Source organism: Blautia sp. HA8986 (assembly GCF_056504635.1).
The window spans coordinates 119,053-140,675 of record NZ_JBWLUQ010000001.1; the positions used below are offsets into that span (position 1 = coordinate 119,053).

Annotated in this window: 15 protein-coding genes, 3 tRNA genes and 1 other RNA gene; 15 read left to right on the plus strand and 4 right to left on the minus strand. The window is 45.8% G+C overall.

Features of this window, described 5'->3' with window-relative positions; translation table 11 throughout:
- Window positions 1–13 precede the first annotated feature (13 nt).
- The 5 genes from gatA (at window position 14) to AC04Q4_RS00520 (ending at window position 4,905) form a co-directional block, all read left to right on the plus strand.
- Window positions 14–1,486, plus strand: a complete 1,473-nt coding sequence (gatA, locus tag AC04Q4_RS00500; RefSeq protein WP_476388271.1) for an Asp-tRNA(Asn)/Glu-tRNA(Gln) amidotransferase subunit GatA — start codon at window positions 14–16, stop codon at window positions 1,484–1,486.
- On the plus strand, window positions 1,483–2,922 hold the full coding sequence (gatB, locus tag AC04Q4_RS00505; RefSeq protein ID WP_476388272.1) for an Asp-tRNA(Asn)/Glu-tRNA(Gln) amidotransferase subunit GatB: 1,440 nt from the start codon (window positions 1,483–1,485) through the stop codon (window positions 2,920–2,922). The genes gatA and gatB overlap by 4 nt, the downstream gene beginning before the upstream one ends.
- 6 nt (window positions 2,923–2,928) lie before the next feature.
- Window positions 2,929–4,152, plus strand: a complete 1,224-nt coding sequence (locus AC04Q4_RS00510; protein ID WP_476388273.1) for an LL-diaminopimelate aminotransferase — start codon at window positions 2,929–2,931, stop codon at window positions 4,150–4,152.
- A gap of 129 nt (window positions 4,153–4,281) precedes the next feature.
- Window positions 4,282–4,608, plus strand: a complete 327-nt coding sequence (locus tag AC04Q4_RS00515) for a cupin domain-containing protein (RefSeq protein WP_015525755.1) — start codon at window positions 4,282–4,284, stop codon at window positions 4,606–4,608.
- A 212-nt stretch (window positions 4,609–4,820) separates the two neighbouring features.
- Window positions 4,821–4,905: transfer RNA gene (locus tag AC04Q4_RS00520), tRNA-Leu, on the plus strand.
- Window positions 4,906–5,095: 190 nt separating this feature from the next.
- Here AC04Q4_RS00520 and AC04Q4_RS00525 read toward each other — a convergent pair.
- Entirely contained in the window at window positions 5,096–10,195 is a 5,100-nt protein-coding gene (locus AC04Q4_RS00525) for an MBG domain-containing protein (RefSeq protein ID WP_476388274.1), read from the minus strand.
- Between the two features lie 254 nt (window positions 10,196–10,449).
- Here AC04Q4_RS00525 and AC04Q4_RS00530 point away from each other — a divergent pair.
- The 10 genes from AC04Q4_RS00530 (at window position 10,450) to rnpB (ending at window position 19,569) form a co-directional block, all read left to right on the plus strand.
- A tRNA-Leu gene (locus AC04Q4_RS00530) sits at window positions 10,450–10,534 on the plus strand.
- 27 nt (window positions 10,535–10,561) lie between these two features.
- Window positions 10,562–10,646, plus strand: a tRNA-Leu gene (locus AC04Q4_RS00535).
- Window positions 10,647–10,906: 260 nt separating this feature from the next.
- Entirely contained in the window at window positions 10,907–11,917 is a 1,011-nt protein-coding gene (locus AC04Q4_RS00540) for a deoxyguanosinetriphosphate triphosphohydrolase (protein ID WP_173737615.1), read from the plus strand.
- A gap of 19 nt (window positions 11,918–11,936) precedes the next feature.
- Entirely contained in the window at window positions 11,937–13,730 is a 1,794-nt protein-coding gene (gene dnaG, locus AC04Q4_RS00545) for a DNA primase (RefSeq protein WP_173755363.1), read from the plus strand.
- 39 nt (window positions 13,731–13,769) lie between these two features.
- Window positions 13,770–14,897, plus strand: coding sequence for an RNA polymerase sigma factor RpoD (gene rpoD, locus AC04Q4_RS00550; protein WP_173737617.1), 1,128 nt, complete (start codon window positions 13,770–13,772; stop codon window positions 14,895–14,897).
- Complete coding sequence (locus tag AC04Q4_RS00555; RefSeq protein ID WP_243873832.1) at window positions 14,890–15,618, plus strand: tRNA (adenine(22)-N(1))-methyltransferase; 729 nt, start codon at window positions 14,890–14,892, stop codon at window positions 15,616–15,618. Before rpoD ends, AC04Q4_RS00555 begins: the two co-directional genes overlap by 8 nt.
- The gene (locus AC04Q4_RS00560; protein WP_476388275.1) at window positions 15,605–16,387 is read left to right on the plus strand and encodes a Nif3-like dinuclear metal center hexameric protein; all 783 of its coding nucleotides are present in this window, start codon (window positions 15,605–15,607) and stop codon (window positions 16,385–16,387) included. Before AC04Q4_RS00555 ends, AC04Q4_RS00560 begins: the two co-directional genes overlap by 14 nt.
- Window positions 16,388–16,412: 25 nt before the next feature.
- Entirely contained in the window at window positions 16,413–18,080 is a 1,668-nt protein-coding gene (locus tag AC04Q4_RS00565; RefSeq protein WP_476388276.1) for a uridine kinase family protein, read from the plus strand.
- 8 nt (window positions 18,081–18,088) lie between these two features.
- Window positions 18,089–19,123 (plus strand): selenide, water dikinase SelD, encoded by a 1,035-nt coding sequence (gene selD, locus AC04Q4_RS00570; RefSeq protein WP_476388277.1) that lies wholly within the window; start codon window positions 18,089–18,091, stop codon window positions 19,121–19,123.
- 94 nt (window positions 19,124–19,217) lie between these two features.
- Window positions 19,218–19,569: RNase P RNA component class A (gene rnpB, locus AC04Q4_RS00575), an RNA gene on the plus strand.
- A 90-nt stretch (window positions 19,570–19,659) separates the two neighbouring features.
- Here rnpB and AC04Q4_RS00580 read toward each other — a convergent pair.
- From AC04Q4_RS00580 to AC04Q4_RS00590, 3 genes are all read right to left on the minus strand, one after another.
- A complete protein-coding gene (locus AC04Q4_RS00580; protein ID WP_173737621.1) occupies window positions 19,660–20,097 on the minus strand; it encodes an aspartate carbamoyltransferase regulatory subunit in 438 nt (145 codons plus the stop codon).
- Window positions 20,091–21,014 carry an aspartate carbamoyltransferase gene (pyrB, locus tag AC04Q4_RS00585; RefSeq protein ID WP_173737622.1) on the minus strand — a complete coding sequence of 308 codons (924 nt, stop codon included), beginning with the start codon at window positions 21,012–21,014 and terminating at the stop codon, window positions 20,091–20,093. The genes AC04Q4_RS00580 and pyrB overlap by 7 nt, the downstream gene beginning before the upstream one ends.
- A 71-nt stretch (window positions 21,015–21,085) precedes the next feature.
- On the minus strand, window positions 21,086–21,487 hold the full coding sequence (locus AC04Q4_RS00590) for a putative ABC transporter permease (RefSeq protein ID WP_119240172.1): 402 nt from the start codon (window positions 21,485–21,487) through the stop codon (window positions 21,086–21,088).
- Window positions 21,488–21,623 lie beyond the last annotated feature (136 nt).

Sequence of the window (21,623 nt, forward strand, 5' to 3'; positions counted from 1 at the left end):
CAGGAGACAGGACATGGATTTGGGAAAATTAACCGCATTACAGCTTGCGGAAAAGATCAAGCAGCATCAGATAAGCGTCCTGGACGGTGTGAAATACGTATTTGATCAGATCGAAGCAAAAGAAGACAAGGTCCACGCTTATCTTGATACTTACAAAAAAGAAGCCTATGCAAGAGCCAAAAAGGTACAGAAGGGCATTGAGGACGGAACTTATACCGGACCTCTTGCAGGTGTACCTGTTGCAATTAAAGATAATATCTGCATCAAGGGAAAAACAACTACCTGTGCATCAAAGATCCTTGAGAATTTTGTGCCGCAGTACAATGCCGAGGTTATTGACCGCTTGGAACAGGCAGGTCTTGTGATCATCGGAAAGACAAACATGGATGAGTTTGCCATGGGAAGTACCACAGAGACATCCGCTTACGGCGTCACCAGAAACCCGTGGGATCTGGAGCATGTTCCGGGCGGCTCCTCCGGCGGCTCCTGTGCGGCAGTGGCAGCAGGAGAGACTTACCTGGCACTGGGTTCTGATACCGGCGGTTCCATCCGTCAGCCAAGCTCCTATTGCGGTGTTACCGGAATCAAACCGACATACGGAACAGTATCCCGTTACGGACTGGTTGCCTATGCATCCTCTCTGGATCAGATCGGACCGGTAGGAAAGGATGTTGCAGACTGTGCGGCACTTCTTGAGATCATTGCCGGACACGATGCCAAGGACAGCACCTCCATGAAGAGAGAGGATCTTGATTTCTCTGCTTCTATGACGGATAAGATCGTGGGAATGAAATTCGGCGTGCCGAAGGAATATCTCTCAGAGGGACTGAACCCGGAGGTAAAAGAGGCCTTTATGAATACGCTGAAGAGCCTTACCGAGATGGGCGCAGTGGTAGAATTTTTCTCCATGAAGACAACAGAATATATGATCCCTGCCTACTACATCATTGCCAGCGCAGAGGCCAGCTCCAATCTGGAGCGTTTTGACGGTGTGAAGTACGGCTTCCGTGCAAAAGAGTACGAGGGACTTCATGATATGTACAAGAAGACAAGAACCGAAGGCTTCGGCGAGGAAGTAAAGCGCCGTATCATGCTTGGCTCCTTTGTGTTAAGCTCCGGTTACTACGATGCTTACTATCTGAAAGCACTTCGCACAAAAGCCCTTATCAAAAAGGAATTTGACCAGGCCTTTTCAAAATATGACGTTCTTCTTGCGCCGGCATCACCCTTTACAGCACCGAAGCTGGGAGAGAGCCTGAAAGACCCGCTTGCCATGTATCTTGGCGATATTTATACGGTAGCAGTAAACCTGTGCGGACTTCCCGGAATCACAGTTCCATGCGGAAAAGACGCAGCAGGACTTCCAATTGGAATCCAGATGATCGGTGACTGCTTCAAAGAAAACAACCTGTTCCGCGCAGCACATGCCTATGAGAAAAAACGTGGTGATTTCGGAACAGCGATGAAAGGGGGAGAAAAGGCATGAAACAGTATGAGACAGTCATAGGACTAGAGGTGCATGTGGAGCTTGCCACAAAAACAAAGATCTTCTGCGGATGCTCCACAGAATTCGGAGGCGCACCGAACACACATACCTGTCCGGTCTGCACCGGTATGCCGGGATCTCTTCCGGTCCTCAACAAAAAAGTGGTAGAGTTTGCCATCAAGGCAGGTCTTGCGGCAAACTGTCATATCCATCAGTACTGCAAGTTTGACCGTAAGAACTATTTTTACCCGGATAATCCCCAGAATTACCAGATATCTCAGCTGTATCTGCCGATCTGCTACGACGGAGCTGTTGAAATCGAGACTTCCGCAGGCAAAAAGACTGTACGTATCCATGAGATGCATATGGAAGAGGATGCCGGTAAGCTGATCCATGATGAGTGGGAAGACTGCTCTCTTGTTGACTATAACCGAAGCGGAGTGCCACTGATTGAGATCGTATCCGAGCCAGATATGAGAAGCTCTGAGGAGGTTATCGCATATCTGGAAAAGCTCCGCTGTACCATGCAGTATCTGGGAGTTTCTGACTGCAAGCTTCAGGAGGGATCCATGCGTGCTGATGTCAACCTTTCTGTCCGTGAGGTGGGAAGCGAGACTTTCGGAACAAGAACGGAGATGAAGAACCTGAACTCCTTCAAGGCTATTGCGAGAGCAATTGAGGGAGAGAGAGAACGTCAGATCGAGCTTCTGGAAGAAGGCAGAGCCGTTGTCCAGGAGACAAGAAGATGGGACGATAACAAAGAGTCTTCCCATGCCATGCGTTCCAAGGAGGATGCCAAGGATTACCGTTACTTCCCGGACCCGGATCTTCCGCCGATCCACATTTCCGATGTATGGATCGAAGAGCTGCGTACTTCCATTCCGGAGCTTCGTGAAGCCAAGATGGAACGTTATCAGAAGGAGTATGAGCTTCCGGCCTATGATGCAGGAATCCTTACCGAATCCAGACATCTGGCAGGACTTTTTGAGGAGACAGCGGTTCTTCTCGGAAATCCGAAAAAGGTGGCGAACTGGTTTATGGTGGAGGTTCTCCGCCTGACAAAGGACAAGGGCCTTGATCCTGAGAAAGTAAACTTTACACCGAAGCATCTGGCAGACCTTCTTTCCATGGTAGAGAAAAAAGAGGTCAGCGCACAGAATGCCAAGAAAGTATTTGAAAAAGTGTTTGACGAGGATATTGATCCGGTTGTATATATAGAAGAGAATGGTCTTAAGATCGTAGAAGACACAGGCCTTCTCACTGAAACTGTGAAAAAGATCGTAGATGCAAACCCCGGACCGCTGGCAGAGCTTCTGGGCGGTAAGGATAAGGTTATGGGATTTTTCGTAGGACAGCTGATGAGAGAACTGAAAGGCAAGGCAAATCCTGACAGCGTCAGAAAAGCACTGGCAGAGGAAATTGAGAGAAGGAGATAAAATACTATGGTTACAGTAAATCAGAATTATTTAAAACTTCCGGGAAGCTATCTGTTTTCCAATATCGCAAAGAAGGTAAGCGCATATAAGGAGGCCAATCCGGAATTTAAGGATTCTGTGATCAGTCTTGGAATTGGTGATGTGACACAGCCACTTGCACCGGCGATCATCGATGCCCTTCATAAATCCGTAGACGAGATGGCACACGCAGAGACCTTCCACGGATATGCTCCGGATCTCGGATATGAGTTCTTAAGAAGTGCTATTGCAAAAAATGATTATCAGTCCAGAGGATGTGATATCAGCGCAGATGAGATCTTTGTTTCCGATGGAGCAAAGAGCGATTCCGGAAATATTCAGGAGATCTTCGGACTGGATAACAAGGTTGCAGTCTGCGACCCGGTTTATCCTGTATATGTAGATACCAACGTTATGGCCGGACGTACTGGTCTTTATAACAAGGAGAGAGAGAACTTTGACGGCGTGATCTACATGCCTTGCAAAGAGGAGAATGGTTTCCTTCCGGAGATCCCGGCAGATGAGGTGCCGGATCTGATCTATCTCTGCTTCCCGAACAATCCGACCGGCGGTGCGATCACAAAGGCTTCTCTTCAGGAATGGGTCAACTACGCCAACAAAAACGGCTGCGTGATCATCTATGATGCAGCATATGAGGCATATATTTCTGAGGAGGATGTTCCGCACAGCATTTATGAGTGCGAGGGTGCAAGAACCTGTGCCATCGAGCTTCGAAGCTTTTCCAAAAATGCAGGCTTTACAGGTGTTCGTCTTGGATTTACTGTTGTTCCGAAGGAACTGGTGCGTGATGGCGCAGAGCTTCACAGCCTTTGGGCAAGACGCCACGGAACCAAGTTTAACGGTGCTCCGTACATTGTACAGAGAGCAGGCGAGGCTGTTTACTCTCCGGAGGGAAAAGCACAGCTGAAGGAGCAGATCTCTTATTACATGCGTAATGCAAAGACTATCCTTGAGGGCCTTTCCGCAGCAGGATTTTCCGTGTCCGGTGGAAAAAATGCTCCATATATCTGGCTGAAAACACCGGATCAGATGACCTCCTGGGAGTTCTTTGATTATCTCCTTGAGAAAGCACACATCGTAGGAACACCAGGTTCAGGCTTTGGTGCACACGGCGAGGGATATTTCCGTCTGACTGCATTCGGAAGCTATGAGAATACACTGGAAGCAATTGAGAGAATTAAAAATCTGTAATCTATAACAATGAGGATTGCGAAAATTCATCATATCGTTTATAATTGTACGGGAAGTGAAGCACAGACCGCAGAGAGTCTGGGTTCATAAAAATTCACAATTTACGCAATCACGAAAGGGGATTTTATCATGGGTATCAGAAGAGTAGAAAATATGTGCGGCGGTAAAGGTCATGTGATCATCAAAGACATTCTTGAGGGAGACGAGCTGAAGGGAAAATGCGGACTTTACGCACAGGTTACCATCGAAAAAGGATGTTCTCTGGGATACCATGAGCATCATGGCGAGACAGAAACCTACTATATCTTAAGCGGTGAAGGCGAGTACGACGATAACGGCGTGAAACGCCCGGTAAAGGCCGGCGACATCACCATCACACCAGATGGAAAAGGACACGGCCTTACAAATACAGGTGATACAGATCTTGTATTTATGGCACTGATTATCTTTGACTGATCCATATAGACGAAATATAGAAAACAGAAGTATGATAAGGGGCGGCCTTTTTGGTAAGGCTGCCCTTTGTAATTGAACGAAATGTACCAATTGTATAAATAAAAAATATTTTTTATATTTTTTAGAAAAAAGTGTTGACATATAGAGACACCTTTGCTATAATATCACATGTCGCGAGGGAGAAAATAAAAAATCCCAAAGAAATGCGATATGCGGAAGTGTCGGAACTGGCAGACGAGCAAGACTAAGGATCTTGTGAGCATTGCGCTCGTGTGGGTTCAAGTCCCATCTTCCGCATTTTATGAAAGTGGGAACGGTGAGAGATCACGGTTCTTTTTTTATATGTATTGTCTGTGCTTTAACCGAATGTGTCCACTTTTATCTGTTTGTCGAAAAGTATATAGAGAAAGCACCGTATCGCGGAGTCTGGAATATTCCGGCCTGTTTGTGATACGGTGCTTTTGTTTTTAGATGTTTAGGTGTTTGATTATTTTACTTTTACGGAAGCTGTTTTGCTCCAGGTAGAGTAATAGTTCTTTTTGCTCACTGTTTTCACTGTGCGGATTCGAACATAATATTTTTTGCCTCTGGTCAGTTTTTTCAGAACTGCTGATTTTGAGGCGCCTTTTACTGTGATCGTTCTGGCACTCTTCATGCTGCTTGCAGTGCTGTACTGGATCTGATAAGAGGTAATGGATTTTACCTGCTTCCAGGATACAGTTGCCTGGCCTTTTGCTGAGGACTTCAGAGAAAGACTGCTGACAGGAAGCGGGCGTACAGAGATGCTGATTTTCGCAGAAACAGCGTTGTAATTTTTGCCCTGTGCTGCAGTGATGGTAACAGTGGCCTTTCCCGGACTTAACGGAATGATGCTGGTTCCGGATATCTTTACGATTTTACTGTTGGAAGATTTCAGGGATATCTTTCCATCGGTTTTTTTACGCTTGATCACTGCTGTCTTGCGGCTGCTTTGTGTCAGTGTGAGTGCTGCTGCGGTTGGAGTGAGCGTAGCTTTTGCACGTTTGATCCGGAAGGTAACAGTTTTGACACCTGAATAAGCTCCGATGCCTGTGATCGTTACTCTGGCAGTGCCTGCATTGATATTACTGGTGTAAGCAACGGAGTAATCGGTACCGTTTGTCAGGACTTTATCATTGCAGGTGACTGTGACAGATGGTGTAATGGCCTTTCCGTTGTAAGTGAAGGAAGCAGCGGATAGTTTTACATCTGCAGTACTTAAGTCAGTGGCGGCAATGTTGAAAGTTTTGGAGATGGAGCCTGTATAATTGCCGGTTCCGGATGCAGTGACAGAAGCGGTTCCGATATTGGTATTATTTTTGTATGAAAGAGTATAGTCGGTTTCTTCTGACAGATGTTTCTGGCCAATGGAGATTGTGACCTCCGGTTTCTTTTCGGTTCCGTCATAGATAAATGAGGATGCGGAAAGCGTAATGGAGGCTTTTGAAAGGTCAGCCGGATTAATGGTGAAACTTTTGGCTGTGGAGCCGGAGTAGCTGCCCTTGCCTGTGATGATAACAGAGGCCGTGCCTGCGTTTATATTGTTTGCGTAAGCAATGGTGTAATCTTTATCAGCTGAGAGCAGTTTGCTGCCTGCTTTCACTGTGACACCTGGTTTTTTCTCCGTGCCGTCATAAGTAAAGGCTGAATTGGAAAGTGTAACAGTCACACCGGTGAAAGTAGCGGCAGTGATGGTAAAGTCTTTTGTCTGAGAACCGGAGTAATTGCCCTTGCCTGTGACAGTGACAGAAGCAGTACCTACGTTTGTGTTGCTTTTGTAGGAAATGGTGTAGTCTTTGTTGAGCGTTAACTGTGTGTTTCCGGTTTTGACAGTGACTTCCGGTTTCTTTTCTGCACCGTCATAGATGAAGGAAGAAGCAGAAAGAGAAACAGTGGTTCTGGTAAAATCGGCCGGGTTAATGGTAAAGCTTTTTGTCAGAGAACCGGAGTAGCTGCCTTTGCCGGTGATGGTAACAGAAGCCGTACCAGCGTTTATGTTATTTTTGTAAGAAACAGTGTAGTCAGTGTTTGCGGTAAGCAGTTTGCTGCCATTCTTTACAGTGATCCCTGGCTTCTTTTCTGCTCCATCATAGGTGAAGGAAGAGGCGGAAAGAGAAACGGAAGTTTTTGCAAAGTCAGCGGCGGTAATCGAGAAGTTCTTTGAAACAGAACCTGTGTAATTTCCCTTTGCTGTGAGGGTAACGGAAGCAGTACCAACGCTTACGTTGTTCTTATAAGAAACAGTATAGTCAGTGTTTGCAGTGAGCTGCCTGTTGCCAATCTTAACTGTAACACTCGGTTTTTTCTCCGTGCCATCCCATGTGAAGGAGGAAGCAGAGAGCGTAACGGAAGCCTTGGTAAAGTCAGCTGGATTGATTGAAAAAGCTTTTGTTATAGTACCGGAATATTTTCCCTTGCCGGTGATAGCAACAGAGGCAGTACCGACATTGATATTATTGCTGTAGGAAACTGCGTAATCAGTACCGGAAACCAGTAATTTGCTGCCGGATTTAACTGTGATCTCCGGCTTTTTCTCTGTACCATCGTAAGTGAAGGAGGAAGCAGAAAGCTGTATATCACATTTGCTGAAGTCACTGGCTTTGATCTGGAAAGTTTTTGTAACAGAGCCGGTATAGTTGCCCTTACCTGTTGCAATGACGGAAGCAGTACCGGTGTTTACGTTATTTTTATAGGAAAGAGAATAATCGGTGTTATATGTAAGCTTTGTATTTCCGTTAGTGATCGTCATATCCGGGCATTTCTCAGAACCGTCATAACTGAAAGAATCCTGGGAAAGAGCTGCTGTATATTTGCTGATATCGGCAGGTTCGATCTGGAAAGTTTTGCTTGCGGAACTGTAAAAGTTTCCTGTACCGGAAATTGTAACGGAAGCAGTACCGGCATTGGTATTGCTGCGGTAGTACAGATGATAATCCTGATCTTCTGTTAAGGTGTTGCCGTTGCATTTAACAGTAACCAGGGGCTTTTTTTCTGTACCATCATAAGTGAGGGAAGTATCAGAAAGGGTAATGTCGCAGTTGCTGATGCTTCCCCGATTGATATAAAAAGCTGTGGTAAAATAGCCGGAATAGTTACCGATACCTGTAATGCCGGCACGGGCTCTTCCGATAGAAGTGTTGTTCTGATATTCCACCGTATAGTCTTTGCCGCGGGTCAGTGCTTTTCCATGGTCTGTGATGACCACATTTGGCTCCTGAGGCTTGCCGTCATAAATACAGTTTTCAGGAGAAATTGTACAAGTGGTAGAGCTGCTGTAGATTCTGGCTGGCTGAATGGTATATTTTTTTGTAACAGAACCGGTATATTTTCCGATTCCGGTAAATGTTACAGTGAAAGTGCCTGCATTGACCTGATCGCCTTTGTAAGTCGCTGTATAATCAGTACCTTCTGTCAGAGTAAGGCCGGAACGATATATTTTGACTTCAGGATCTTTTTTTGTGCCATCGTAATATCCTATATAGCCGTGAGAAAAGGTGAAAACATCTTCACTCAGCATGTCCACATACAATTCAGAAGTAAATACAACGGACGGGTTATATTTGGACTGTATGGTAAGAATGGCTTTTCCTGATTTTTTCGGAGTGATCACTGCAACACTGTTGCTTGTCTGCTGTACAGTGAGTATACTGTTGTCTGAGCAGGAGATCGTGCAGTCCGACAGATAGTCATCACCGGAATCACCGGAAAACCAGGTTGACCAGTCTACTGTGTAAGTGAGATCTTTTGTAAGAAACTCACTTCCGTTTAGTGTATGGTAGCTGGAATTGGAAGGGGTGATATAGGCGGAAATTTTTGTTGGAACTGCTGCCTTGGAAGTGATTCCGCATACACGGCAGGTTTTATCTACCTGATTATTCTCGACAGTTGTTCCGTATACATATTTATGACCATTCTCAATTCTTGTTGCATGGTTGGAGGAGAGATCAGAAAGATTGATCTCATAAAATGTGTTATGGTTGTTTTTCCATGCATACCAGATCAGCTTACCATTAATAATAGAAGGAACACAGTCGGAAAGATTTCCGGCCATCTTGTAAGTGGAGCCAACCTGCTGGCCGGTTCCGTCGATCGCTGTGTAGTAAACATAGCCCTGACTGAACCAGAGAAGCACAAAACTGTTGCTGCCTGTTTTTACCAGATGAGGAGTGGTGGCACTGTCACTGGTGCCTGCGTAATTGGAAAAATACCGTACAACAGGAGTTCCGCCGGATTTTGAAACGGAAGCTACAAAAACATTTCTGGAATTATCATCTGCGTCATAGTTTCCGGCAGCCAGATAAGAGGAATCAGAATATTCAAAGCCACCCTGAGATGCACCGGTATAGTTATTTCCGATTGAGCCTGGGAAAGTCATGAGATCAAATTCCTTACAGGTGTCGGTGTTGGAACCCCATGTTCTCTGTGGGACAAAAGATCCGTTGCTGATATCGGTCCGGTACTGAAGGACTGTAATAGCACGTGGGTAGGCATCGCCATGATCTGAACCCAGAAGTGTACCGTTGTCGATCTGGATAAACTGGTTAAAAGAGTGGCTGACATATCCGAGATCTGTATTCATAACACTTGTAAATGAATCAGCAATGGACATATTGGAAGTATCCACGGAAAAAGTCACATTAGCCTGGTGGCCATTGTACATTTCATGGCAGGTGCGGACAAAAAGATATTTTCCGTTTACAGCCATACGAGCAGAACCTGCATCAAAAGGATAGGTGGTATTGGCACCAAAAAGTCCGCAGGAACCTAAAGCCTGCCAGGTTTTTGAATATTTGTAGACACGGTAAACTTCTTTGTTGTTGTCTTTTTCAGTATTGTTCTGACCGGTGAGAATATAATAATTATCACCGGTTTCGTAAAAACCTCCAAATTCAGGAAGCGTAAGATCCAGAGTCATAGTCTTTTTTAGATTGTATCCGGAGTCGTAATATTCGATCAGAATCTTGCCATCAATGGCTCCGCTCTGAACGCGCATAAGATAACCATCCGGACTTGTAGTAAGATAAGATTCCACAGGTGCAGACCAGTTAGTATAATTCTGGCTCTCCAGGTTGCTGCCTTTATATACCGTACATGTGGTAGAGACGGAAGAAGATATCGGGATATCTGCTTCAGCAGCAGTGCCTCTTTTTCGGGCCATCTGAGTTTCCAGTGAATCATCCAGGATACCGGCCAGAGCCTGTTCTGCCTCTCCGGAAGAAAAATCATCATTTCCCTTGGAATCGGAAAAATCATCCTCTTCGCCGGCACTGAAAGGATCAGTGCTATCTGCGGAAGGATCATCTGCTCCGTTTTCAGCAGGTGCAGGATCATCGGGTGATTGGAGCAGGTCATCGGCTGGTTCTTCCAGGGTGTCTGTGCTGTCGGGAGAAGAAGCTTCATCTGTTGCTGCTGGCTGATCCTGGGAAGTATCTGCAGGTGCTTCTGTATCAGTGATATCATCCGCAGAAAAAAGCTCTGAGGAAAGATCAGCTGCACTGACAGGAGCTGAAGTGCCAAGTATGCAGGCAGAAAGAAAAATCGACAGTATCTGTGCTTTTTTGTTTTTCATATGTACCTCCTTACAGATTAGATATAAGCGGATATAAAATCCAATTATATTTTACTACAAAGAAGAAAAATATGCTCGAATAATGTTGGAAAAGGCAGAAAAAAGGCAGAAAAAAGGCAGAAAAAACAGGAAATTGCAACAGAATCAGAAATTATGAAATTTTTGAAAAAAAGTGTTGACATATAGAAATCACTTTGCTATACTATCACTTGTCGCGAGGGAGAAAATAAAAAATCCCAAGGAAATGCGGTCATGCGGAAGTGTCGGAACTGGCAGACGAGCAAGACTAAGGATCTTGTGAGCATTGCGCTCGTGTGGGTTCAAGTCCCATCTTCCGCATTGGAAATTTCCAAAGAAATGCGATATGCGGAAGTGTCGGAACTGGCAGACGAGCAAGACTAAGGATCTTGTGAGCATTGCGCTCGTGTGGGTTCAAGTCCCATCTTCCGCATGACTTTAAGGCAGAGCTGTGAATAGCAGCTCTGTTTTTGGCTATACAATTATATAAGCGCAGGGCAAATGCCTTACAGTATTTGTGCCCGTTTTATATACAATATAAGAATTTTGGACATCTTCAGTTCGTATCGGACGATAAACCCAATGTTTTTTGAATTTTTTTTGAAAAAAGAGGAATTTGCGATTTTATGTAGAATATAATTAATAGAGGGTATTTTTGTCGCCGCTGTTTGTCAGACTGTGGAGGAAATGCTTATGAATATCAGGGAGAGCATGGAACTAAGAGAACAAGAGCTTTTAAGCCCATTTGCTTCTCACAGCACAGATACCAGAGGCCGGGACAGACCGGAAGAGGAATGCGATGTGCGGACTGCGTACCAGAGAGACAGAGACAGAATTCTTCACTGCAAGGCTTTTCGACGCATGAAGGATAAGACACAGGTATTTTTGGCACCTCAGGGAGATCATTACCGGACCCGGCTGACACATACGCTGGAGGTATCCCAGATCGCCCGGACCATTGCCAGGGCACTTCGGTTAAATGAGGACCTGGTAGAAGCTATTGCGCTTGGACATGATCTTGGGCACACGCCCTTCGGACATTCCGGTGAGAAGGCTCTGGAGCAGGTACATCCGGGAGGCTTTGCCCACTATAAACAGAGCGTCCGGGTCGTGGAAATACTGGAGAAGAATGGAAACGGACTGAATCTTACCTGGGAAGTAAGAGATGGGATGAAGAACCACCGCACCAGCGGGAAACCGTCCACGCTGGAAGGACAGGTAGTGCGTTTTTCTGACAAGATTGCCTATATCCATCATGATATGGACGATGCCCAGAGAGCGGGAATTATAACAGAAGATGATATTCCTGTTACAATGAGAACTTTTTTGGGCTATACCACGAGAGAACGGCTGAATACTTTCGTACATAATATTATAGAGAACAGTTTGGATAAGGACAGCATCAGCATGTCGCCAGATGTTTATGAGGCGATGATGGATCTTCGCTCCCTGATGTTCCGGAATGTCTATGAGAATCCGGTGGCTAAAAAGGAAGAAGAGCGGGCAATGAAGATGCTGACTGAATTATATGAATACTATACAGACCATCCGGAAGCCATGCCAGAGGAATACAGGGAACTGGCGAAATGCCGGGGCGTTCCCAAAGAACAGGCTGTATGTGATTACATTTCGGGAATGACAGACCAGTATTCCATGAAGAAATTCAGGGAACTCTACATACCGAAATGCTGGGAGGTCTATTAAATGGAAAAGAGGGATAAATATGCGTTATTCAGATGACATCATAGAAGAGGTCCGGATGAAAAATGATATTGTAGACGTGATATCCCAGTATGTGAAACTGACAAGAAGGGGAAGCACTTATTTTGGACTGTGTCCCTTTCATAATGAGAAGACACCTTCCTTTTCCGTAACACCATCCAAGCAGATGTATTACTGCTTTGGCTGCGGAGCAGGAGGAAACGTATACAATTTTGTCATGGAATATGAGAATTATTCTTTTGGAGAGGCACTTTCCCACCTGGCTGACCGGGCAGGCGTGGAACTTCCGAAGATCGAATATTCCAGGGAAGCAAGAGAAAAAGCAGAACAGCGGGCAACACTTCTGGAGATCAACAAGCTGGCCGCGCAGTATTTTTACTATCAGTTAAGGAGAGAGAGCGGAAAGACAGCCTATGGATATCTTTTAGGCAGGGGGCTTTCCGAGGAGACGATCCGAAAATTCGGTCTTGGATATTCAGATAAGTACAGTGATGATCTGTATAAATATCTCAAGGGCAAAGGATACAGTGATGAACTTCTCCGTGAATCAGGATTGTTTAATGTGGATGAGCGGCGGGGAATGTATGATAAGTTCTGGAACCGTGTGATCTTTCCCATCATGGATGTGAACAACCGTGTGATCGGTTTCGGAGGCCGTGTCATGGGAGAGGGTAAGCCGAAATATCTGAACTCGCCGGAAACGAAGATATTTGACAAGAGCCGTAACCTGTACGGCCTGAATGTGGCAAGGACGACGAGGAAGAATTATCTCATCCTCTGTGAGGGATATATGGATGTGATCGCCATGCACCAGGCGGGCTTTACCAATGCGGTAGCGTCCCTTGGAACAGCACTGACATCCGGGCATGCAAGCCTTGTGAAGCGTTATACCAGGGAAGTGCTTCTTCTGTATGACAGTGACGGTGCAGGTATCCGGGCTGCGCTCCGTGCGATTCCGATCCTTCGGGAGGCGGGTGTGACGTCCAGGGTAGTAAGCCTGAAACCGTGGAAGGATCCGGATGAGTTTATTAAGAATGAAGGGGCGGAGGCGTTTGAAGAGCGGCTTAATCAGGCGACAGACAGTTTTATGTTCCGCGTGCATGTTGCAGAGCAGGATTTTGCAATGGATGCACCGCAGGGACAGAATCAGTTTTTTGAGCGGTGCGCCCAGATGCTTCTGGAACTTTCTGATGAACTGGAGAGGAATCTTTATATAGAAGCAATTGTGAAGGAATATGGCCGTTATGGCGTGGGAACGGAGGATATCCGTAAACGAGTTAATACCCTGGCCATGAAAGGAACACCTGCTGAGAAAAGGATTCAGCCGAAATCCGGAATACCTGAGACAAAGAAGAAGGAATCTGCTGCAGATAAAGCCCAGAAGCTGATGCTGACCTGGCTTGTGAATTATCCTGGGATTTTTGAACAGGTGGAGAAATATATATCACCGTCAGATTTTGTGGTTCCGCTGTATAAGCAGGTTGCCGAGATGCTGTTTGATCAACATAAAGAGGGAGAGATCAATCCCGGTAAACTTCTTAATGCGTTCACAGACAGTGAGGAGCAGAGAGAGGTAGCATCGCTTTTTAACGCAACGATCCATCTGGAGAATGAGGGAGAACAGCAGAGGGCTTTTTCCGATGCACTTCTCCGGATTAAGGAAGAAAGTCTGAAAGAAAAGAACCGTACCTGGAATCCGGCTGATATGGCAGGGCTTCAGGAACTGATAAAAGCAAAAAAAGAACTGGAAGACCTTGGAAGAAAGCGGCAGCAGCTGCATATTTCTTTCAATTAAGGATAAAATATAAACACTATATGGAGGTATAGAGCACCTATGGAAATGAATATGGCAAAATTCAGCGAGAAACTTGTAGAGCTTCTTGAACTTGCAAAAAAGAAAAAGAATGTGCTGGAATATCAGGAGATCAGTGATTTTTTCAAGGATTCCCCACTGGAAGTCGAACAGATGGAGAAGGTTTTTGATTTTCTGGAGGCCAGCGGTGTGGACGTTCTCCGTATCACAGATAACGGTGGTGACGAACTCCTCCTTGATAACGACATAGATATGGAAGGTATGGATGATGAGGAAGAGGTAGAGCTTGATAAGATCGACCTCTCTGTTCCGGAGGGTGTCAGCATTGAGGATCCTGTCCGCATGTACCTGAAAGAGATCGGTAAAGTCAGCCTGTTAAGCGCAGACGAGGAGATTGAGCTTGCGAAGAGAATGGAGAAAGGTGATGAGGCTGCCAAGAAGCGTCTGGCAGAGGCGAACCTTCGTCTTGTTGTCAGCATTGCGAAACGTTATGTAGGACGTGGAATGCTTTTTCTTGACCTGATCCAGGAAGGAAATCTTGGTCTTATCAAGGCTGTTGAGAAATTTGACTACAGAAAAGGCTACAAGTTCAGTACCTATGCGACATGGTGGATCCGTCAGGCCATCACAAGAGCCATCGCTGATCAGGCACGTACCATCCGTATCCCGGTGCATATGGTTGAGACAATCAACAAACTGATCCGCGTTTCACGTCAGCTGCTTCAGGAGCTTGGACGTGAACCTACGCCGGAAGAGATTGCAGAGGAGATGGACATGCCGGTAGACCGTGTACGTGAGATTTTAAAGATCTCCCAGGAGCCGGTGTCTCTGGAAACCCCGATCGGCGAGGAGGAAGACAGCCATCTTGGTGATTTTATCCAGGATGATAATGTTCCGGTTCCGGCAGATGCAGCTGCATTTACACTTCTCAAAGAGCAGCTGGTAGAGGTATTAAGCACGCTGACAGACCGTGAGCAGAAGGTACTCCGTCTTCGTTTCGGACTGGATGACGGTCGTGCCAGAACTCTTGAGGAAGTTGGAAAAGAATTCAACGTTACAAGAGAGCGTATCCGTCAGATCGAGGCGAAAGCTCTGCGTAAACTGCGTCATCCCAGCCGCAGCCGCAAGCTGAAGGATTACCTTGACTAAAAATAATATATCCGCACAACTTTCCATGCGTCTTCTGGCTATTGCCAATATGGTAACAGAAGGAAACCGACTGGCAGACGTAGGATGTGACCATGGCTATCTGTCGATCTATCTTGTCAGTAAGAAGAAAGTACCGTCGGCCATTGCCATGGATGTCCGTCCGGGACCGCTTTCAAGAGCTAGGGAAAATATCTCCCGTTATGGCCTTGAAGACTACATAGAGACCCGTTTAAGCGACGGGCTTATGAAAATGGAGCCGGGAGAGGGAGATTCCCTTGTGATCGCCGGCATGGGCGGTCCTTTGATGGAGAGGATATTAAATGATGGAGTGAAGGTCCGGGAGGGGTTTCAGGAACTGATCCTGCAGCCTCAGTCGGACCTTCCTCATTTCCGGCATTTTCTTGCTGAGATCGGCTGGGAGATCGTAAGCGAGGAAATGATAAAGGAAGATGGGAAATTCTATCCTATGATGAAAGCTGTGCGTAATGAATCCGGGAAAAAAATCTCATATACAGAGGAAGAAGCCTGGTTTGGCCCCCTTCTTCTGAGGGAATGTCATCCTGTTTTGAAGGAATATCTTCTTCGGGAGGCAGCAATCCGTGAAAAAATCCTGGCGGGGCTTTTAAGTGCGCCATCTGAATCTGCGAAAGCCCGCCTTGCTGAAGTAAAGGAGGAAATGGAGCTGATAAAGTCAGCCCTGAAACGATATGAAAGTATATGAACTGATCGAATGGCTGAATGAACATCATCCGCAAAGGTTTGCGGAAGACTGGGATAATGTAGGTCTTCTGGTAGGAGATGACCAGAAAGAAATTTCGCATATTTTTCTTGCACTGGATCTCACAGAGCCTGTCCTTGATGAGGCTGTGAAAACAGGGGCAGACATGATCCTCACTCATCATCCGATGATCTTTTCCGGGATCAAGAAGATCAATAACCATACATTTACGGGAAGAAAGATTTTGCGTCTGATCCGTGAGGATATTCCGTATTTTGCCATGCACACCAATTATGATGTGATCGGTATGGCAGATTTAAGTGCAGATTATCTGAAGCTTCAGGAAACAAAAGTACTCACTGTTACTGATGAGTCCGGGGAACAGCCGGAGGGATTTGGAAGAGTTGGAAAACTGCCGTATCCGATGACTCTCGGAGAATTCGGAACATATGTAAAAAAATGCAACGGACTTCCGGATGTGAGAGTTTATGGAGAGCTTGACCGGAAGATCGAGATGGTGGCGATCTGTACAGGAAGCGGAAAGAGTATGCTCCGTGATGTGATGGCAGCAGGCGCGGATGTATATGTGACAGGCGATATTGATTACCACACTGCGATCGATGCCATGGCAGATGGCCTAGCTATTGTAGATGCAGGACATTACGGAACGGAGTATATTTTTGCGGAGGCTATGGCAAAGGAACTGAAGGAGGCTTTTCCGGAGCTTAAGACAACTTGCGCCAGCGTAAAAAACCCATATATTGTTTTATAAATATAAGCTTGTGGAGGTGATCGTTATGGAAACGACAATGATTAAAGTGACCATAAACGGAGAGACAAAAGAATATCCCAAGATGACTTCTTATTCCGAGATCGTTAAAGACTATGAGGGTACAACAGAGTATCCGGCAATTCTTGTAACTGAGAACGGAAAGCTCCGTGAGCTGCACAAGAAGGTGAGACATGACTGTACCGTAGGTTTTATCACTGCAAAAGACAGCGCAGGGCGAAAAACATATCGGCGAAGTGCTGTTTTTATCCTTCTGAAAGCGATCTTTGATGTGGCCGGAAAGGAGAATGTGGATCATGTTGTGATTCATTATTCCATCGGAAATGCACTGTATTTTACCATGAAGGGGAGTGCAATACTGAATCAGGAACTGATTGATAAGGTGAAAGTGCGGATGCGTGAACTTGTTGACCGGAGGATACCGATCTGTAAACGAAGTGTCAGCACAGATGATGCAATTTCCATGTTCCACAGGCATCATATGTATGATAAGGAGAAGCTGTTCCGTTACCGCCGGGTATCAAGGGTGAATATTTACAGTCTTGAGAATTTTGAGGATTATTTTTACGGATTTATGGCACCGGATACCGGGTATGTGCAGTATTTTGACCTGCAGCTTTATGATGAGGGATTTGTACTGATCCTTCCGCGACAGAAGAATCCGGATATGCTGGAGCCTTTTGAGCCACAGGATAAGATCTTTCATGTGCAGAAGGAATCAGAAGAGTGGGGGGATAAACTGGAGGTTGCTACAGTTGGAGATCTCAATGACCGGATCACCAGAGAAGGTGTACAGAGTCTGATGCTGATCCAGGAAGCTCTTCACGAGGCGAAGATTTCTTCGATTGCGGAGGAAATCCGGCGGAGAGGAAATGTGAAATTTGTGATGATTGCAGGGCCTTCATCTTCCGGAAAAACAAGCTTTTCACACAGATTATCAATCCAGCTTTCAGCACATGGACTGAGACCACATCCCATTGCTGTGGATAATTATTTTGTGGACCGAAAGCATACGCCGTTGGATGAATTTGGTGAAAAGAATTATGAGTGCCTGGAAGCAATCGACATCAAACAGTTCAATCAGGACATGCTGGATCTTCTTGCAGGAAAAGAAGTGGATCTTCCGACCTTTAATTTTAAGACCGGATTCAGGGAATATAAAGGGGATAAACTGCAGCTTGGAAAGGAAGATATCCTGGTGATCGAGGGAATTCACGGACTCAATGACAAACTGAGTTATGCGCTTCCCAAAGAGAGTAAATTCAAGATTTATATCAGTGCACTGACCCAGTTGAATATTGATGAGCATAACCGTATTCCGACTACAGATGGAAGGCTGATTCGAAGAATTGTCCGTGATGCGCGTACACGTGGAACTTCTGCAAAAGAGACCATTGCAAGATGGCCGTCTGTAAGAAGAGGTGAGGAGCAGAACATCTTCCCGTTCCAGGAAGAAGCAGATGTAATGTTCAATTCTGCTCTTGTGTATGAGCTGGCCTGCCTGAAGGTTTATGCAGAACCGCTGCTTTTTGGAATTGACAAAAATGAACCGGAATATCAGGAAGCGAAGAGACTTCTGAAATTTCTGGACTATTTTGTGCCGGTGCCATGTGAGGGAGTTCCGTTTAATTCGCTGCTCAGGGAGTTTATTGGCGGCAGTTGCTTTAATGTATAGGAGGGTTTATGAAAAAGAAAGTACAACTGACAAAACTGGCTCCCAATTGTGGCTGTGCGGCAAAGGTTGGACCGGGGACTCTGGCCGGAGTTCTTGGAAATCTGCCGAAGTTCTGTGATCCAAACCTTCTGGTTGGGACAGATACTTCGGATGACGCCGCCGTTTATAAAGTTTCTGATGATCTGGCAATGATCCAGACACTGGATTTTTTTACTCCTGTAGCAGATGATCCTTATGATTTCGGACAGATCGCAGCAGCCAATGCGTTGAGTGATGTGTACGCCATGGGAGGAGTGCCGAAAACTGCTTTGAATATTGTGGCATTTCCGAAAAATATGGATGTGGAGATCCTTGGAGAAATCCTTCGTGGTGGAGCCGACAAGGTGATGGAAGCAGGAGCAGTTCTTGCAGGCGGACATACTATTCAGGATGATACACCTAAGTACGGGCTTAGCGTAACGGGATTTGTGAATCCGAAGAAATTCTGGAAAAACTATGGAGCACAGACAGGGGATAAACTGATCCTCACAAAACCGCTTGGTGCAGGAATTATAAATACAGCTATCAAAGCAGACCTGGTATCAGAAGAAGCAAGAACAGCAGTACTTGCCTCCATGAAGCTTTTGAACCGGTCAGCCTGTGAAGCTTTCCGGAAATTTGAGATTCATGCCTGCACAGACATAACAGGATTTGGTCTCGGCGGACACGCCACAGAAATGGCCGCAGCCAGTGACAGGACCATTGTGATAGACACAGAGAAGCTGCCGTTATTTCCGGATGTGGAGATGTATGCGTCCATGGGACTGATTCCGGGAGGAGCCTACAGAAACCGGGAATATGCCAATAAAACCGGAGTGAAAAGTTCAGCAGTGCTCTGGAAAGAAGATGTGGTATTTGATCCACAGACTTCCGGTGGTTTGCTGGCAGCAGTTCCGGAAAAAGATGTCCCATATATTATGGAAGAATTAAATGCAGCAGGTCTGCAGGCTGGGGTAATAGGAGAAGTAACAGACAGACAGGAGTGGACGCTGGAACTTAGATAATCGTGTTGCTGCTCCTAATGGGATGGAAGCGCGGGTGTTCTGAAAAAATTCCGGCTTTACAAGTCTGTATACCTGTGCTAAAATATCAACTGCGCAGCCAGTCCAGGTGATCGCGGCTGAACAGACGAAAGGGTTCAGACGAGGAAAGTCCGGGCTTCACAGGGCAGGATGCCGGATAACGTCCGGTGGAGGCAACTCCCAGACCAGTGCAACAGAAATAAACCGCCCCGTTTATACGAGGTAAGGGTGGAAAGGCAGTGTAAGAGACTACCGCCGCTGTGGTAACAGAGCGGGCACATGTAAACTCCATTCGAAGCAAGACCGAGAAGAAAGCCATACGGCGGCCCGTCGTGCTTTCAGGTAGGTCGCTGGAGCCTTCTGGCAACGGAAGGCCTAGATAGATGATCACTCAACGACATAACCCGGCTTATCGGTCTGACTGCGTATAATAAGCACATTAATTAAAAAGCAGCTGTATTCCATGAATCAATCGAAACTGATTTACAGAATGTCAGCTGCTTTTTTTATACAGTCAATTACTTATTACGTTTTCCTCTATACTTCTCCTCGCAGTACTTACAGCGGTAAATCTCTTTCTCCTCATCTGCAAGAACAAAAATCTGATCCAGTCCCTGCTCGATGGAAGTGATACAACGGGGATTCTTGCATTTGATCACGTTCACTACCTGTTTCGGCAGCTTCAGTTCTTTTTTTGCAACGATCTTCTCATCTTTAATAATGTTTACAGTGATGTTGTGATCGATAAAACCAAGAATATCAAGATCCAGATCCTCGATCGGGCATTCTACTTTGATGATATCTTTCTTGCCCATTTTCTGGCTGCGGGCATTCTTGATGATAGCTACAGTACAATCCAGCTTATCCAGATTCAGGTCATGATAGATAGTCATTGCCTTGCCGGCTTTGATATGATCCAGGACATAACCTTCACGAAGAGCACCTACGTTTAACATGGCAGTTCCACCTCCAGTAATGTAAGAATCAGGGCCATACGGACATAAACACCATACTGGACCTGTTTGAAATAAGCGGCACGCGGATCAGAATCCACTTCAACAGAAATCTCATTAACACGCGGAAGCGGATGAAGGATATACATATCCTTCGGAGCAAGTTCCATCTTCTGTTTATCCAGAACATAGAAATCTTTCATGCGGATATAATCCTCTTCGTTAAAGAAACGCTCCTTCTGAACACGGGTCATGTACAGGATATCAAGAGCTGGAAGTGCGTCCTCGAGACGTTCCTCCTCGACGAACTCGATATTGTTGCGCTTTAGTACATCCTCACGGATATAGCTTGGAATACGAAGCTCTTCCGGAGAGATCAGGACGAATTTTACGTTCTCATAACGCACCAGTGCCTCGATCAGAGAATGGACAGTACGTCCGAATTTCAAATCACCGCAGAGACCGATCGTGATATTATCAAGTCTGCCTTTGAGGGAACGGATAGTTAAAAGATCGGTTAATGTCTGAGTAGGATGCTGGTGGCCACCATCTCCAGCATTGATCACCGGAATATTGGATGCCATAGAAGCTACAAGCGGAGCACCTTCCTTCGGGTGACGCATAGCACAGATATCTGCATAGCAGGAAACAACGCGAATGGTATCGGCAACACTCTCGCCCTTAGATGCTGAGCTGGAATCGGCGGAAGAAAAACCAAGAACCTTTCCTCCGAGATTCATCATGGCTGCCTCGAAACTTAAACGTGTACGTGTACTTGGTTCATAAAACAGTGTCGCAAGCCTTTTATCATCACAGGTGTGCGCATACTTTTTAGGATTTTTCCCGATATCATCGGCGAGATTCAGAAGCTTCTCAAGCTCTTCAACCGAGAAATCCAACGGACTCATTAAATGTCTCATGTTGTACCTCCAATTATTTACTGGAAAATCAGATTCCCTTCCAGATATCATAATATATAAACGTGAGTTTTTCAAGATGATTTCCGAGGATTTTGTCGAAGAAGCCATTCAAAGAAAAGACCGGTGATGAACCACAGAGGTGCATAGTCCAGTCGGATCACGCCTTTATATTGCAGCGGAACATGAGAATAATCCCAGGGGCAGATATGAAGTTTCCGGTAAAAAGAACCGCTTAGGAATTCCACCAGAAAAATCCCGCAGCTGTAGAAAACTCCGCGTATCATAACCGGAAAACGGGCAAGCTTATGATAGGCAGGGCGGATGACAGCGGCCAGACCGTACACCGGAAACATCAGAAGAGATGTTTTTCCCATCATGGTAAAGTGACCGGTAAAAAGAGAGTGCAGTCCGGTCCAGATGATTTCCAGGCACCAGCCTGTAAAACCGCACAGAAAAAAATCCTTCTTTTGCATACCAAAACCTCTTCTCGTAAGCAAATTTTTCACACACATTTAACATGGAAAAGCATCTTTAATAGTATCCCCTGCCTTGAAAAAAATATACGTGTGGTTTATAATGAACGAAACACACGCGGAAGGAGAAACAGAC

Excerpts from the sequence above, each read along its gene's own strand:
- AC04Q4_RS00510 (WP_476388273.1), top strand. The coding sequence starts at position 2,929 with ATGGTTACAGTAAATCAGAATTATTTAAAACTTCCGGGAAGCTATCTG.
- gatB (WP_476388272.1), top strand. The coding sequence starts at position 1,483 with ATGAAACAGTATGAGACAGTCATAGGACTAGAGGTGCATGTGGAGCTT.
- rpoD (WP_173737617.1), top strand. The coding sequence starts at position 13,770 with ATGGAAATGAATATGGCAAAATTCAGCGAGAAACTTGTAGAGCTTCTT.
- gatA (WP_476388271.1), top strand. The coding sequence starts at position 14 with ATGGATTTGGGAAAATTAACCGCATTACAGCTTGCGGAAAAGATCAAG.
- AC04Q4_RS00560 (WP_476388275.1), top strand. The coding sequence starts at position 15,605 with ATGAAAGTATATGAACTGATCGAATGGCTGAATGAACATCATCCGCAA.
- dnaG (WP_173755363.1), top strand. The coding sequence starts at position 11,937 with ATGCGTTATTCAGATGACATCATAGAAGAGGTCCGGATGAAAAATGAT.
- AC04Q4_RS00540 (WP_173737615.1), top strand. The coding sequence starts at position 10,907 with ATGAATATCAGGGAGAGCATGGAACTAAGAGAACAAGAGCTTTTAAGC.
- AC04Q4_RS00515 (WP_015525755.1), top strand. The coding sequence starts at position 4,282 with ATGGGTATCAGAAGAGTAGAAAATATGTGCGGCGGTAAAGGTCATGTG.
- AC04Q4_RS00580 (WP_173737621.1), bottom strand. The coding sequence starts at position 20,097 with ATGTTAAACGTAGGTGCTCTTCGTGAAGGTTATGTCCTGGATCATATC.
- AC04Q4_RS00525 (WP_476388274.1), bottom strand. The coding sequence starts at position 10,195 with ATGAAAAACAAAAAAGCACAGATACTGTCGATTTTTCTTTCTGCCTGC.
- AC04Q4_RS00590 (WP_119240172.1), bottom strand. The coding sequence starts at position 21,487 with ATGCAAAAGAAGGATTTTTTTCTGTGCGGTTTTACAGGCTGGTGCCTG.
- AC04Q4_RS00565 (WP_476388276.1), top strand. The coding sequence starts at position 16,413 with ATGGAAACGACAATGATTAAAGTGACCATAAACGGAGAGACAAAAGAA.
- pyrB (WP_173737622.1), bottom strand. The coding sequence starts at position 21,014 with ATGAGACATTTAATGAGTCCGTTGGATTTCTCGGTTGAAGAGCTTGAG.
- selD (WP_476388277.1), top strand. The coding sequence starts at position 18,089 with ATGAAAAAGAAAGTACAACTGACAAAACTGGCTCCCAATTGTGGCTGT.